This window comes from Streptomyces spiramenti, assembly GCF_012034385.1.
Lineage (GTDB): Bacteria > Actinomycetota > Actinomycetes > Streptomycetales > Streptomycetaceae > Streptomyces > Streptomyces spiramenti.
The window spans coordinates 1-13,594 of sequence record NZ_JAAVJB010000140.1; the positions used below are offsets into that span (position 1 = coordinate 1).

Here is a 13,594-nt window from a genome sequence, read left to right on the forward strand (position 1 = left end):
GTCCACGGACCGGCCGAGGCCGCGGCGCGTCACGGGTCGCCCGGCCGGCGCGGCCGGTCGTCGGCGCGGGGGACCGGGGCGGCGGTCAGCCCCCGCCCAGCCACCCCGCTATGCGCTCGGTGTTCTTCTCCGCCCAGCGTGCCGCCGCGCCCTCCGGGCTCATCCCCTCCGCCGCGATCATCCGGGCCACCTCGTTCTGCTCCTCGGCGGTCCAACTGAAGTCCGTCAGGAACGCGGCGGCCTCACCGCCGTGCTCCGCGAACGCCGCGTTGAGGAACTTGCGCAGCGGGATCTCCGGGTAGCCGCAGCGGTCCGTGCCGCCCTCCCGGTGGCAGCCCGCCGTGTGCTCGGGCAGCGCCACCTCCGCCAGCTCCAGCTCCTCGTGCAGCCAGTGCGGCTGCCACCAGTTGGCCAGCACCGCGTCACCGCCGTGGTCGGCGCGGCGCAGCGCTTCGATCAACTGCTCCTCGCCGCCGGTGGGAACCGTGGTGTACGCCAGGTCGAGCGCGTCGATCAGCGCCTCGTCGTGGGAGGCGTCGTCGGGACCGCCGGTCAGCAGCCGCCCGCGGCCCTCGCTGCCCGTCGACGCGAACTCCCCGACGTAGTCGTTGAGGTTCCGCCAGTCGAGTACCCCGGGATTGGCGGCGGCGTAGTCACCGGGTACGTACCAGCCCACGCGGCCCACCGGGCCGAGGTCACCGGCCGGCACCACCGACATGCGCTGCGCCGTGTACAGCCGCCGCTTCTCCGGGGTCGCGCCCCAGTCCTCCAGCACCGCCTGGACGGTGCCCTCGTCGAGCCCGTCCCACGCCTGGTTGGGCGACAGCTCCCGGAGGCGGACGGGAACCCCCAGCTCCTCCCGCAGGACGTGCGCCGCCACGGCTGCGTTCGCCTGGCCGCCCGTCCACGCCGGTACCGCTATCACGACCTCCGGGAAGGCCCCCGCCGCGGCCTGGCCGCTCCCGGACGTGCACCCGGCCAGTACGACCAGTGCCAGCGCGGTCCCGGCGGCCGGCAGGCGAAACGCGCGCTGCCCTGTCTCCACTGAGGTGGTCCCCACTTGTCCGCAGATCGGCGATGTACCGAACACATTAGCCACCGAGGCGGTCACCGGAAAGCGCTGAGTGTCCCGGGTCGCCCGTGCGGCAGCGGCGCGGCGGGGGAGGCCGGGGCACGGCGGGCACGGCGGGCACGGCGGGCACGGCGCCGGTCGCGCCGGAGGGACGCGCGGGGCCTCAGCCCGCGACGAGCAGTTCCGCCGCCCGCTCGCCCACCATCAGGACGCACACCATCGGGTTGACCGCGGGGATCGTCGGGAAGACCGACGCGTCCGCGATCCGCAGCCCCGTGAGCCCCCGCACCCGGAGCCCCGGGTCGACCACCGCGTGCGGATCCTCGGGCGCCCCCATCCGGCAGGTCCCCGCCGGGTGGTAGACGGTGTGCGCGACGCGGCGCGCGTAGGCGCTCAGCTCCTCGTCCGAGTTCAGCTCCGGCCCCGGGCACACCTCGCGCGTCAGCCACGACGCCAGCGGCTCGGTCGCCGCCACCTCGCGCGCCAGCCGGATGCCGTCGACCAGGGTGCGGGCGTCGTGGTCCTCGGGGTCGGTGAAGTACCGGAAGTCCAGCGCCGGCCGGACGTCGGGATCGGCGCTGGTCAGGTACAGCCGCCCCCGGCTCCGGGGCTTGGGGATGTTGGGTGTCATCGACACCCCGTGGGCCGGACGGCGGTACCCCAGTCGCTCCGGGTTGTCGGTGAAGGGGATCTGGTAGAAGTGGAACATCAGGTCGGGGCCCGCCGACTCCGGATCGCGGCGGACGAACAGCCCCGCGTCGGAGTCCATGGCCGAGTTCTCCGGTATCGGACCGTCCGTCTCCCAGACGATCACCGACTCCGGATGGTCCAGCAGGTTCTCGCCGACCCCCGGCAGGTCGTGCCGCACGTCTATCCCCAGGGCCGCCAGCTGCTCGCGCGGGCCGATCCCCGAGAGCAGCAGCAGCCGCGGCGTGTCCACGGCTCCGGCGCACAGCACGACCTCGCGGCGGGCACGCAGCACCGCCCTGCCGCCGTCCGCGGCGCGGACCTCGACCCCGGTGGCACGACCCGCGTCGTCCAGCTCCACCCGCAGCGCCCGCGTCTCCAGGAACAGCCGGAGCCCGGGCCGGTCCCCGGCCGCCAGGTGCGGGTGGAGGTAGGCGACCGAGGCGGAGGAGCGCTGGTTGGTCTCCGGGTGGTAGGCCAGGTCGAAGAAGCCGGCGCCCTCCGTGAACGGGGCCGCGTTGAAACCCTCCACCCGCGGCACCCGCAACGCCTCGCTCGCCGCCGCCACGAAGTCCCGCGCGACGGCGTTGCGGTCGGCCTCGCCCACCGGGACGATCCGGTTGCGCAGCCTGCCGAAGTACGGGTCCATCGTCGCCGCGTCCCAGCCCTCCGCCCCCGCCGCGACCCACTCCTCCCAGTCCGACGGCAGCGGCCGGAAGCTGATCAGGGTGTTGTGGGAGGAGCAGCCGCCCAGCACCCGCGCCCGGCTGTGCCGGATCAGCGAGTTGCCGCGCGGCTGCGCCACGGTCGGGTAGTCGTAGTCGAGCTCCCCGCCCAGCAGTCCCTGCCACCGGCGCAGCGTGAGGACCTCGGGCCGGTCGACGTCCGAGGGGCCGCCCTCGACGAGCGCGACGGTGAGGTCGGGGTCCTCGGCGAGCCGCGACGCGATGACCGAGCCCGCGGTGCCGCCACCCACGACGACGTAGTCGAACACCTCGTCCGGCCCGGCGGGCGCGTCCGTGCTCCGGTCGACGGTGGCGCGAGCGGTGGGGCTGGGACGCTGCATGGTCGGTCTCCCGGAGGCCGGTGGTGTGCGTCGGGCGGGTCAGCCCGCGAACCAGCGGACGGGCGCCGGGCGCAGGTTCTCGTACACGTGCTTGGTCTCGCGGTACTCCGCCAGCCCGGCCGGCCCCAGCTCGCGACCGGTGCCGGACCGGCCGTAGCCGCCCCACTCCGCCTGCGGCAGGTAGGGGTGGTAGTCGTTGATCCACACGGTGCCGTGCCGCAGCCGGGCGGCGACCCGGCGGGCGCGCGCGGTGTCGGCGCTGAACACCGCGCCGGCGAGGCCGTACTCGGTGTCGTTGGCCAGCGCCACCGCCTCGTCCTCGGTGCGGAAGGTCTCCACCGTGAGCACCGGGCCGAAGACCTCCTCGCGCACCACCCGCATCTCGCGCCGGCAGTGGTCCAGCACCGTCGGGGAGTGGAAGAAGCCGCCGACGGGGCGGTCGGGGCCGGGCGCGGGGCGCCCGCCGCCCGCGCGCAGCACCGCGCCCTCGGCGAGGGCGTCCGCCACGTGGGCCTCGACCCGCGCGAGCTGCGCCGCCGAGACGAGCGGCCCGCACTCCACCTCGGGAGCGGTGCCGCGCCCCAGCCGGATGCGGTCGGCGCGGGCGGCGACCTCCGCGACGAACCGGTCGCGCACGCTCTCCTCCACGATCAGCCGCCCGCCCGCCGAGCAGACCTGCCCGCTGTGGGCGAACGCGGCGTTCAGCGCCTGGTCGACGGTGGCGTCGAACCCGGCGTCGGTGGCGCAGGCGTCGGCGAAGACCACGTTGGGGTTCTTGCCGCCGAGCTCCAGGGCCACCTTCTTCACGGTGGGGGCCGCCGCCGCGGCGACCTTCGTGCCGGAGACCAGACCGCCCGTGAACGACACCAGGTCCACGTCCGGGTGCGCCGCCAGCCGGGCGCCCACCGGGTCGCCCGCGCCGGTGACCAGCCCCGCCACCCCCGGCGGCAGGCCGGCCTCGGCGAGCAGTCCCAGCAGGTGCACGGTGCTCAGCGGCGTCAGCTCGGACGGCTTGAGGACGAAGGTGTTGCCCGCGGCCAGCGCGGGGGCCACCTTCCACGACGCCTGCAGCAGCGGGTAGTTCCAGGGCGCGATCAGTGCGCACACCCCGACGGGTTCGTGGACGACGACGCTGTGGACGTCGGCGCTGCCCGCGTCGACCACCCGGCCCGCGGACTCCGACTCCACCAGCGTCGCGAACCACCGGAAGGCGGCGGTCACGTCGTCCACGTCGACGCGGCCCTCGGCGACGGTCTTCCCCGTGTCGCGGGACTCGGTGAGAGCGATCTCCTCGCGGTCGCGCACGAGGAGGCCGGCGACGCGCCGGAGCAGCGCGGCGCGTTCCGGTACGGGGGTGCTCGGCCAGGGTCCGGTGTCGAACGCCCGGCGGGCGGCGGCGACGGCGGCGTCCGCATCCCGGGCGTCGGCCTCGGCGACCGTGGCCAGGACCGTCCCGTCCGCCGGGTCGAGGATCTCGCGGGTGGCGCCGGTGGCGGCAGGGCGCCATACGCCGTCGATGCACAGGGTGTCGGTCACCGGCACGCTCTCAGGTCCTCCGTGGTGCTCCGGCCCCGCCGTCCCGTGGGGCCCCGGCTCCGCCGGGGAGCCCGCGGCGGCCGAACTCTCCCTGCCCCACCCGCGTACCGGGCATGTCGCGCACCTGGCCGGTGTGGCCTTCGTCACCCTGTCCGTGCGCGCCCGGCGGTGCCGCGACACCGGCATCCGGGCGCCCGGATGCCGGTGCGGGACGCGCCGCGGCCCCCGGCTGGTGCCGGGGGCCGCGGGGGCGGACGGGAGGGTCCGCGGTGGTGCCGGGGAGGGCCGGATCAGATCAGGCCGAGGGCGCGGACCGCCTCGCGCTCCTCCGCGAGCTCCTTGACGGAGGCGTCGATGCGGGCGCGCGAGAAGTCGTTGACCTCCAGGCCCTGCACGATCTCGTAGGAGCCGCCCGAGCAGGTGACCGGGAAGGAGGAGATGAGGCCCTCGGGCACGCCGTAGGAGCCGTCGGAGGGGATGCCCATGGAGGTCCAGTCGCCGGCGGCGGTGCCGTTGACCCAGGTGTGGACGTGGTCGATCGCGGCCGAGGCGGCGGACGCGGCCGACGAGGCGCCGCGCGCCTCGATGATCGCCGCACCGCGCTTCGCGACGGTCGGGATGAAGTCGTCGGCCAGCCAGGTCTCGTCGTTGACGGTGGCGGCGGCGTTCTTCCCGGCGACCTCCGCGTGGAAGATGTCCGGGTACTGGGTCGCGGAGTGGTTGCCCCAGATGGTGAGGCGGCGGATCTCGCTCACCGGGGTGCCGGTCTTCGCGGAGAGCTGCGACAGCGCCCGGTTGTGGTCCAGGCGGGTCATCGCGGTGAACCGCTCGGCGGGGACGTCCGGCGCGGCGGCCTGCGCGATGAGCGCGTTGGTGTTCGCCGGGTTGCCGACGACCAGGACCTTGATGTCGTCCGCGGCGTGGTCGTTGATGGCCTTGCCCTGCGGCTTGAAGATGCCGCCGTTGGCCTCCAGGAGGTCACCGCGCTCCATGCCCTTGGTGCGGGGGCGGGCGCCGACCAGCAGCGCGACGTTGGTGCCGTCGAACGCGACGTTCGGGTCGTCGGTGATGTCGACCGAGCCCAGCAGCGGGAAGGCGCCGTCGTTCAGCTCCATGGCGGTGCCCTGCGCGGCGGGCAGCGCCGGGGTGATCTCCAGCAGGCGCAGGTTGACCGGGACGTCCGGGCCGAGCAGCTGACCGGAGGCGATGCGGAACAGCAGGGCGTAGCCGATCTGGCCGGCTCCGCCGGTGACGGTGACGTTGACGGGAGTGCGGGACATGGCTGCCTCTCGGTTGGGTTCATCGGTCGGCGCGGGTCACGGCCGGGTCCCTCGTCGACATCTCTCTACGTCAAGAGACCCGGCGCCAGGTTATCCGACCCCGCCCGCCCGGCCGAGGCGCCCTGCGACCGGTCCCGTCCCCAGGCCCCGGGGGCGGCCGGTGCTCCGCGCTCGCGCGGGCGGGCGCGTGCCCCCGGGGCCGGGCGGTCAGGCGGGTGGCTGGGAGGCGAGGACGGCGCGGAGCTGGTCGAGCCCGTGGTCCAGGTCCTCCTTGGAGACCACCAGCGGCGGGGCGAGCCGGATGGTGGAGCCGTGGGTGTCCTTGACCAGGACACCGCGGGCCATGAGCCGCTCGGAGATCTCCCGGCCGGTGCCCAGCGCCGGGTCGATGTCCACGCCCGCCCACAGACCGCGACCCCGCACCTCCAGCACTCCGTTGCCGACGAGCAGTGCGAGTTCCCGGTGGAGGTGGTCGCCGAGGTCGGCGGCGGCCCGCTGGTGGTCCCCCTCGCGCAGCATGGCCACCACTTCCCGTGCGACCGCGCAGGCGAGCGGGTTGCCGCCGAAGGTCGACCCGTGCTCCCCGGGGCGGAAGACCCCCAGCACCTCGCGGGAGGAGACCACGGCGGAGACCGGTACGACTCCGCCGCCCAGCGCCTTGCCCAGCACGTAGACGTCGGGCACCACCCCTTCGTGCTCGCAGGCGAAGGTGCGGCCGGTCCGGCCGAGGCCGGACTGGATCTCGTCGGCGATGAACAGCACCCCGCGTTCCCGCGTCAGTTCGCGCACCCCCGGCAGGTAGCCGGGCGGCGGCACCAGCACGCCCGCCTCGCCCTGGATCGGTTCCAGCAGCACCGCGACGGTGTCCTCGGTGACCGCCGCCGCCAGGGCGTCGAGGTCGCCGTAGGGGACGATGTCGAAGCCCGGGGTGTAGGGCCCGTAGTCGCGTCGGGCCTCCTCGTCGGTGGAGAAGCTGACGATGGTGGTGGTCCGGCCGTGGAAGTTGTCGGCGGCGACCACGATGCGCGCTCGGCCGTCGGGGACGCCCTTGACGCGGTAGCCCCACTTCCGGGCGGTCTTCACGGCGGTCTCGACCGCCTCGGCGCCGGTGTTCATCGGCAGCACCATGTCCATGCCGCACAGTTCGGCCAACTCGGCGCAGAAGTCCGCGAACTGCTCGTGGTGGAAGGCGCGGGAGGTCAGCGTCAGCCGGTTGAGCTGGGCGTGTGCCTCGGCGATGAGCCGGGGGTGGCCGTGCCCGAAGTTGAGCGCCGAGTACCCGGCCAGCATGTCCAGGTAGCGGCGGCCCTCCACGTCGGTCATCCAGGCGCCCCGCGCGGAGGCGATGACCACGGGCAGCGGATGGTAGTTGTGGGCGCTGTGCTCCTCAGCGGCGGAGATCAGCTCCATCGATGATCGTCCGGTGGCCATCAGGGCCTCCTTGTCGGTGCGCGGTCGCGCCGCGCGGTCGTGGTGCGCGGATGTGGTGCGCGGATGTGGTGCGCTGCTCGGAGCGGTTCGGGCGGTTCGGGGCGGCGCGACCGGTGGTCGCCCACCCGGTCCGGCACGGGTGACGCGCGCCGGACCCGGTTCCCGTGACCCGGGTGGTGGGCGCTGTCTGTCTCGCGCCGTTCGTCCCTTTCTATCGTCGTCCTCCCGGGCGGGCAGGAAACCTGCGACATGCCCCGCTGTGCCGGGCCGCGCCGGCGCCGTCGGGCGATCCGCGGAGTCCCGTCGGGCCGCCGGGCGCTGTGACGCACCCCATCCGCGCGCGGTGCTCGATCCGGGGCGGACGTGCCCGGCCGCTCTGAGACAATGACCCGCATGGCCAGTGACCGTCTCCGGGTGCTCTCCGGTATCCAGCCCACCGCAGGCTCGTTCCACCTCGGCAACTACCTGGGCGCGGTGCGCCAGTGGGTGGCGCTCCAGGAGACGCACGACGCGTTCTACGCCGTGGTCGACCTCCACGCCATCACCGTGCCGCAGGACCCGGCCGGGCTGCGCGAGGCCACGCGGCTCGCGGCGGCCCAGCTCCTCGGTGCCGGCCTGGACCCGGAGCGCTGCACTCTCTTCGTGCAGAGCCACGTTCCGGAGCACACCCAGCTGGCGTGGGTGATGAACTGCCTGACCGGGTTCGGCGAGGCCGGTCGGATGACCCAGTTCAAGGACAAGTCGGCGAAGGTCGGCGCGGAGCACACCTCGGTGGGGCTGTTCACCTACCCGGTGCTCCAGGTCGCGGACATCCTCATCTACCAGGCCGACGAGGTGCCGGTCGGCGAGGACCAGCGCCAGCACATCGAGCTGACCCGGGACGTCGCGGAGCGGTTCAACTCGCGTTACGGGCAGACCTTCACGGTGCCCGCCCCGCACATCACCAAGGGTGCGGCGAAGATCTACGACCTCCAGGACCCGCAGATCAAGATGAGCAAGTCGGCGTCCTCGCCGAAGGGGCTCGTCAACCTGCTGGACCCGCCGAAGACGACCGCCAAGAAGATCCGCAGCGCCGTCACCGACACCGGGACCGAGGTCCGCTTCGACCGGGAGGCCAAGCCCGGCGTCAGCAACCTGCTCACCATCCACTCCGCGCTCTCCGGGATCGGCGTCCCGGAGCTGGAGGAGAAGTTCACCGGCCAGCTGTACGGCGCGCTCAAGACGGAGGTCGCCGACGTGGTCGTCGGCTGGACCACGCCGTTCCGGGAGCGGGTCGAGCACTACATGGCGGACCCCGCCGAGCTCGACCGGCTGCTGGCGCGCGGCGCCGAGAAGGCGCGCGTCGTGGCCTCCGAGACGTTGTCGGAGGCGTACGAGAAGGTGGGGTTCCTGCCGCCGCGATAGCGGCAGGACGGGACGGGGGCGCCCGGCAGCCGTGGTGACGGCGCGGGCGCGGCACGCGCCGAGCGTGCGCCCCACAGGGCCACAAGCCCCCCGAAGGAAGGGCCGAAGACCGCTCGCACTACGCGTCCGCAACGGCCACACTGGCACCGCGGTGGTGTCGGCCCCCGGGTCCGGCACGCCGCCCGGGCCGCGCCGGAGACGCGGCACGACGACAGGAGGGTCATGGTGGTGGCTACCGTCACCCTGGGCGTCTCGCTCGCCGTCCCGGAGCCGTACGGCAGCCTGCTGCAGCAGTGCCGCCTCGACTTCGGGGACGACGCCGCGGCCGGGATTCCGACCCATGTCACCCTGCTGCCGCCGACCGAGGTCGCGTCCGACACCCGGCCCGGCATCGAGGACCACCTCGCCGCGATCGCCGCGGCGGGTCGCTGCTTCCCGATGCGCCTGTCGGGGACCGGCACCTTCCGTCCGCTCTCCCCGGTGGTCTTCGTGCAGGTCGTCGAGGGCGGGTCGGCATGCGGTTGGCTCCAGGAGCGGGTCCGCGAGCCCGGTGGCCCGCTGGACCGGGAGCTGAGGTTCCCGTACCACCCGCACGTCACGGTGGCCCACGGCATCTCCGAGGCGGCGATGGACCGTGCCGAGAAGGAGCTCGCCGACTACCAGGCCGCCTGGACGGCCGAGGGCTTCGCCCTCTACGAGCAGGGCGAGGACGCCGTCTGGCGACTGGTGCGGGAGTTCCGCTTCCCGCACGACGGCGTCCCCTCGCAGAGCTCCGGGTTGCGGCACCAGGCCGTCTGACCGCGGCACCCCGGCCCGCCGGGTGTCCCGCACCGCCGTACCCGTCGTCCGTGCAGCCCTTTCGACCGCGGGCCGGACGCCACCCCTCGGTGACACGGAGCCAGGCGTCGGCCATGACATGTCCGTGCGTGTCGGGCCGGTAATGCCGCCGGGTGCGCCGCTCTCCTCCTACCGTGGTCGGCCTGATGGATGAGCAGACGAAGCAGAAACTGGTCGGTCTACCCGCCGTCGGCCCGGTCGTCGCCCGGCTGCTGACCACCCGCGCCTGGCGGGTGTACGAGCACATGGAGGAGCACACCTACGCGCGGCTCGCCGCCTCGATCACGTTCATCAGCTTCCTCGCGCTCTTCCCTGTCCTGGCGCTCGGCGCGGCCCTCGGCTTCGCGTTCCTCTCGCAGGAGCGGATGTCCACGGTCGAGGACTGGTTCTCCCGGCAGGTCCCCGGCATCTCGGAGTCTCTGGACCTCCAGTCGCTCTTCGACAACGCCGGCACCATCGGCGTGATCGCGCTGGTGCTGCTGCTGCCCACCGGCGCCGGGTGGGTCGAGGAGCTGCGCGGCTGCCTGCGCTCGGTGTGGGACCTGCCGGAGCCCACCGACAACTTCCTGCTCCGCAAGGTCAAGGACCTCGGGGTGCTGGCGGGACTCGGCGGGGTGATGCTGCTGTCGCTCGCCGCCTCCACCGTCGCCGTCTCGGCCGTGCAGATCGGCACCCGCTGGCTGGGGGTGACGGGCAGCGCGGCCGGGATCGGGCTCCAGGTGGTCGGGCATCTGCTGGCCATCGGTGTGACCGCCGTGCTGATGTTCTACGTGCTGGTGTGGCTGCCCGGGGTGCGCCCGCCGCGGCGTGACGTCGTCGTCGCCTGCCTGCTGGGAGCGGTCGGTTTCGAGGTGCTGAAGTGGGCGCTGAGCGGCTATCTCACCGGGGTGGCGGCCAAGAGCATCTACGGCGCGTTCGGTGTCCCCATCGCCCTGCTGGTGTGGATCAACCTCATGGCCAAGCTGCTGATGTTCTGCTGCTCCTGGACCGCCACCGGCCTCACGCCGGAGGCGCGGCCCCGGGCGGACGCCCTGGAGACCGACGACCCCGGAAGTGACGACCCGGAACCGCGGGGACCGGGGACGGCCGCCGCCGGATCACCAGGTACGCCACCGACGCCGTCACCAGCAGACCGCCCGAGCCGATCAGGGTGACCAGCGCCGCGTCGCGGCCTGCGGCTCCCGCGGTGGTGGTGCCCGGCGCCACCGGCGGCGGGTCGGTGTCCGCGCCGCGCGCGGCGGTGGCGGGCGCGGCGGCGGCCTCCTGGCCCGCGGCCGGGACCAGCTCGCCCACCGGTTCGACCTTCCCCGACGCGGCGAAGCCCCAGTCCAGCAGGGCTGCGGACTCCCGGTAGACGGCGAGCCGGTCGCCCTTCGGGTCCATCGCCGTCACCAGCAGGGTGCGGCCGTCCCGCTCGGCCGCGCCGGTGAAGGTGTAGCCCGCCTTCGAGGTGTAGCCGTTCTTCACCCCCATGATCCCGTCGTAGGGGGAGAGGTCGCCGTCGCCGATGATGAGGCGGTTGGTGGACTGGATTTCGTACCCTTCGCGGTCTTTGCCCTTGCCGGTGCCGGGGAAGGTGAACCGGCCGGTCGCCGCGTAGGCGCGGAACTGCTCGTTCTCCAGCCCGGCGCGGGCGATCAGGGTCAGGTCGTAGGCGGAGGAGACCTGGCCCGGACCGTCGTAGCCGTCGGGGTTGACCACCTTGGTGTCGAGCGCCTGGAGCTCGCGGGCGCGTTCGTTCATCTCGCGCACCGTCTTCTCCTTGCCGCCGTTGAGGGCGGTCAACGCGTAGACCGCGTCGTTCCCCGAGGCGAGGAAGACGCCGTGCCACAGGTCGTCCACGGTGTAGTCGTGGCCGTCGGCGACGCCGACGGCGCTGCTGCCCGGACCCATGTCGAGGAAGTGTTCCGGGGCCGCGGTGTAGCCGGCGGCCGGTTCCAGGCGCGACATGAGGGTCTCGGCGAACAGCATCTTCAGCGTCGAGGCCGGGGCCTGCGGCCGGTGGGCGTTGTGCGCCGCCAGGACCTCGCCGGTGTCGGCGTCGGCCACGATCCAGGCGCGTGCCGTCGTCTTCGGCAGCTTCGGCGCACCGGTGCCGGGCCGCACCTGGGTGCCGAACCGGCCCAGCAGTTCGCCGCCCACGGTCGAGAGACCGGGAGGTGCCGCCGCGCCCGGATCGGGGGCCGCGTGGGCGGTGTCCGCGGCGGCGGGGTCGTTGTCGTCGGCGTGTGCGGCCGGGGCGGCACACCACAGGGCCGGCAGCAGGGTGGCGGTGGTGAGGCACCCCGTGACGGCGCGATAAAGTGACAATCTGTTCATCGACACGACCTGAACGTACCCAGGTCCGGTGCGTGCGCGACCACTCGGTGGCGCCGAACCGGTGACGCCCACCGCGCATCCGGCCGAGCAGCTGGTGCATCCGGGCGAGTCCCGCCCTCGTCCGGTCGGCGGGACCCGCCAGCGGGCTCCCTGCCGCCTCCGGCGATACTGGACGGGCAACGGCAGTCCCGTCTGCCCTCCCCGCTACGGAGACCACCTGTGAAGCTCGGCCGCGGTCCCTCCTGGTTCCTGCTCGCCTTCGGCGTGTGGAGCTGGTTCATCTGGATCAGTTTCCTGCGCAACCTCTACCGGGACGGCAGCGGCCTCGCGTTCGATGCCGACGGGGACCCCACAGGGTACTTCTGGGTGCACCTCACTCTCACCGTCGTGTCGTTCCTGCTTGGCACCGCCATCGGTGTCATCGGTTTCCGCAGCCTGCGCGTCCTTCGTCGCGAGAGCGGCGACAGCGCCGGTCAGCAAAGGGGTAGTTCGTGATGGTCGTGTTCTTCACCGTGATCCTCTCGCTCATCGCGGTGGTCCACTGGTATCTGTGGCTCCGCCTGGTGCGGGACGTGTCGGAACCCTGCACCCCCTGGCGCAGAATCGGTACGGCGCTGCTGGTGCTGCTCCCGCTGGCGGTGGTCGCCTCCCGGGTCGGCGACGCGTTCGAGGCGCCGTTCGGCCTGCGGCAGGCGCTCGCCTGGCCCGGATACGTCTGGCTCGTGGTCCTGCTCTACCTGGTGCTCTCGCTGCTGGTCGGCGAGGCGCTCCGTCCCCTGCTGCGGTGCTGGCTCGCCCGCCGGGACGCCCGCCGTGCCCCGGCAGGTGACGCGCCCGCGGCCGGTGCGGACGCCGACGCCGCCGGGAACGCGAGCGGCACCCGCGAGCACGCCACCGTCGCAGCCGAGGGCGCCGCGGCCGGCGGTGCCCCCGCCGGGACCCGAGCCGCGGACGGCCGCGGCACCGCCGACGCCGGCCCCGTCTCCCTCGACAAGACCGCGGGTGACGAGGGAACGGGCGACGACCGGCCCGCCGGTACGGGTGAGGACGGCTGCGCGGAGCGTCCCGGCGTGAGCCGCCGGATGTTCGTGGCGCGGGCGGTCGCCATCGGCGCCACCACCGTCGCCGTCTCGACCACCGGCTACGGCGTCTGGGCCGCCCGGCAGCTGGCCACCAAGCACGTCACCGTCCGGCTGGCCAACCTGCCCGCCGCCAGTGAGGGCTACCGGATCACCGTCGTCGGCGACATGCACCTGAGCACGACCCTCGGCCGTTCCTTCTGCGAGCGGGTCGTGGCGGCGGTCAACGCCACCGACACCGACGCGGTCGCCATGGTCGGCGACCTGGTCGACGCGACCGTGCCCGACCTGCGCCACGCGGCCGAACCGCTGGGCGACCTCCGCGCCCGCGACGGGGTCTTCTTCGTCACCGGCAACCACGAGTACTACGTCGGCGCCACCCCCTGGGTGGAGCACGTCCAGCGTCTCGGCATGATCTCCCTGGCCAACAGCCGCGTCGAGCTGGAGGCCGGGTTCGACATCGCCGGCGTCAACGACATCGCCGCCGACGAGCGCGGCGGCGGCTACGAGGGGCCCGACTTCGCCAAGGCGCTCGACGGCCGCGACCCGCAGCGGCCGGTCGTGGTCCTCGCGCACCAGCCCGAACTCATCCACACGGCAGTGGACCACGACGTGGATCTCGTGCTCTCCGGACACACCCACGGCGGCCAGGTCTGGCCGGGCCCGATCATCGCGGCCCGCGTCAACCCCACCCTCGCCGGACTGGAGCAGTACGGCGACTCGCAGCTGTTCGTCACCCGTGGTGCGGGCACCTGGGGGCCGCCGGTCCGCGTCGGTGCCGAGCCCGACATCACGGTGCTGACGCTCGCCCGCGCCTGACCGTCGCGGCGGGCGCCCCGCCGCCCACCGCGGTGCCCCCGGCACACGGCCCTCCGCCGTGTGC

General features: G+C 73.9%; 10 protein-coding genes and 1 pseudogene. 5 read left to right on the forward strand and 6 right to left on the reverse strand.

The features are described 5' to 3' along the window. Positions 1 to 85: 85 nt before the first annotated feature. The 5 genes from HCJ92_RS16145 to rocD form a co-directional block, all read right to left on the reverse strand. Positions 86 to 1,045 carry a glycine betaine ABC transporter substrate-binding protein gene (locus tag HCJ92_RS16145; protein WP_167934300.1) on the reverse strand — a complete coding sequence of 320 codons (960 nt, stop codon included), beginning with the start codon at positions 1,043 to 1,045 and terminating at the stop codon, positions 86 to 88. Positions 1,046 to 1,235: 190 nt separating this feature from the next. Next, entirely contained in the window at positions 1,236 to 2,825 is a 1,590-nt protein-coding gene (locus HCJ92_RS16150; RefSeq protein ID WP_167934301.1) for a GMC family oxidoreductase, read from the reverse strand. A gap of 39 nt (positions 2,826 to 2,864) precedes the next feature. Further along, positions 2,865 to 4,361, reverse strand: a complete 1,497-nt coding sequence (locus tag HCJ92_RS16155; protein ID WP_420824723.1) for an aldehyde dehydrogenase family protein — start codon at positions 4,359 to 4,361, stop codon at positions 2,865 to 2,867. A 290-nt stretch (positions 4,362 to 4,651) separates the two neighbouring features. After that, positions 4,652 to 5,641: a malate dehydrogenase gene (locus HCJ92_RS16160; RefSeq protein ID WP_167934303.1), complete on the reverse strand. Its 990-nt coding sequence runs from the start codon at positions 5,639 to 5,641 to the stop codon at positions 4,652 to 4,654. A gap of 207 nt (positions 5,642 to 5,848) precedes the next feature. Next, a complete protein-coding gene (gene rocD, locus HCJ92_RS16165) occupies positions 5,849 to 7,072 on the reverse strand; it encodes an ornithine--oxo-acid transaminase (RefSeq protein ID WP_167934304.1) in 1,224 nt (407 codons plus the stop codon). A gap of 393 nt (positions 7,073 to 7,465) precedes the next feature. Between rocD and trpS the strand changes: the two genes are divergently transcribed. The 3 genes from trpS to HCJ92_RS16180 all read left to right on the forward strand — a co-directional run bounded on the left by trpS (position 7,466) and on the right by HCJ92_RS16180 (position 10,467). Beyond that, positions 7,466 to 8,476, forward strand: coding sequence for a tryptophan--tRNA ligase (trpS, locus tag HCJ92_RS16170; RefSeq protein WP_167934305.1), 1,011 nt, complete (start codon positions 7,466 to 7,468; stop codon positions 8,474 to 8,476). Between the two features lie 228 nt (positions 8,477 to 8,704). Next, a complete protein-coding gene (locus tag HCJ92_RS16175) occupies positions 8,705 to 9,274 on the forward strand; it encodes a 2'-5' RNA ligase family protein (protein WP_167934307.1) in 570 nt (189 codons plus the stop codon). A 185-nt stretch (positions 9,275 to 9,459) separates the two neighbouring features. Then, entirely contained in the window at positions 9,460 to 10,467 is a 1,008-nt protein-coding gene (locus HCJ92_RS16180; RefSeq protein WP_420824724.1) for a YihY/virulence factor BrkB family protein, read from the forward strand. 283 nt (positions 10,468 to 10,750) lie between these two features. Here the strand turns inward: HCJ92_RS16180 and HCJ92_RS16185 are convergent. Beyond that, positions 10,751 to 11,632, reverse strand: a pseudogene (locus HCJ92_RS16185) (D-alanyl-D-alanine carboxypeptidase family protein); the annotation flags it as partial. A 219-nt stretch (positions 11,633 to 11,851) separates the two neighbouring features. Here HCJ92_RS16185 and HCJ92_RS16190 point away from each other — a divergent pair. After that, a complete protein-coding gene (locus tag HCJ92_RS16190) occupies positions 11,852 to 12,127 on the forward strand; it encodes an SCO4848 family membrane protein (protein WP_167934306.1) in 276 nt (91 codons plus the stop codon). Beyond that, a complete protein-coding gene (locus HCJ92_RS16195) occupies positions 12,127 to 13,530 on the forward strand; it encodes a metallophosphoesterase (protein WP_167934309.1) in 1,404 nt (467 codons plus the stop codon). Before HCJ92_RS16190 ends, HCJ92_RS16195 begins: the two co-directional genes overlap by 1 nt. Positions 13,531 to 13,594 lie beyond the last annotated feature (64 nt).

Bases quoted from the DNA above. Each gene is read 5' to 3' on its own strand.
- rocD (WP_167934304.1), bottom strand. From the start codon at position 7,072: ATGGCCACCGGACGATCATCGATGGAGCTGATCTCCGCCGCTGAGGAG.
- HCJ92_RS16150 (WP_167934301.1), bottom strand. From the start codon at position 2,825: ATGCAGCGTCCCAGCCCCACCGCTCGCGCCACCGTCGACCGGAGCACG.
- trpS (WP_167934305.1), top strand. From the start codon at position 7,466: ATGGCCAGTGACCGTCTCCGGGTGCTCTCCGGTATCCAGCCCACCGCA.
- HCJ92_RS16180 (WP_420824724.1), top strand. From the start codon at position 9,460: ATGGATGAGCAGACGAAGCAGAAACTGGTCGGTCTACCCGCCGTCGGC.
- HCJ92_RS16195 (WP_167934309.1), top strand. From the start codon at position 12,127: ATGGTCGTGTTCTTCACCGTGATCCTCTCGCTCATCGCGGTGGTCCAC.
- HCJ92_RS16160 (WP_167934303.1), bottom strand. From the start codon at position 5,641: ATGTCCCGCACTCCCGTCAACGTCACCGTCACCGGCGGAGCCGGCCAG.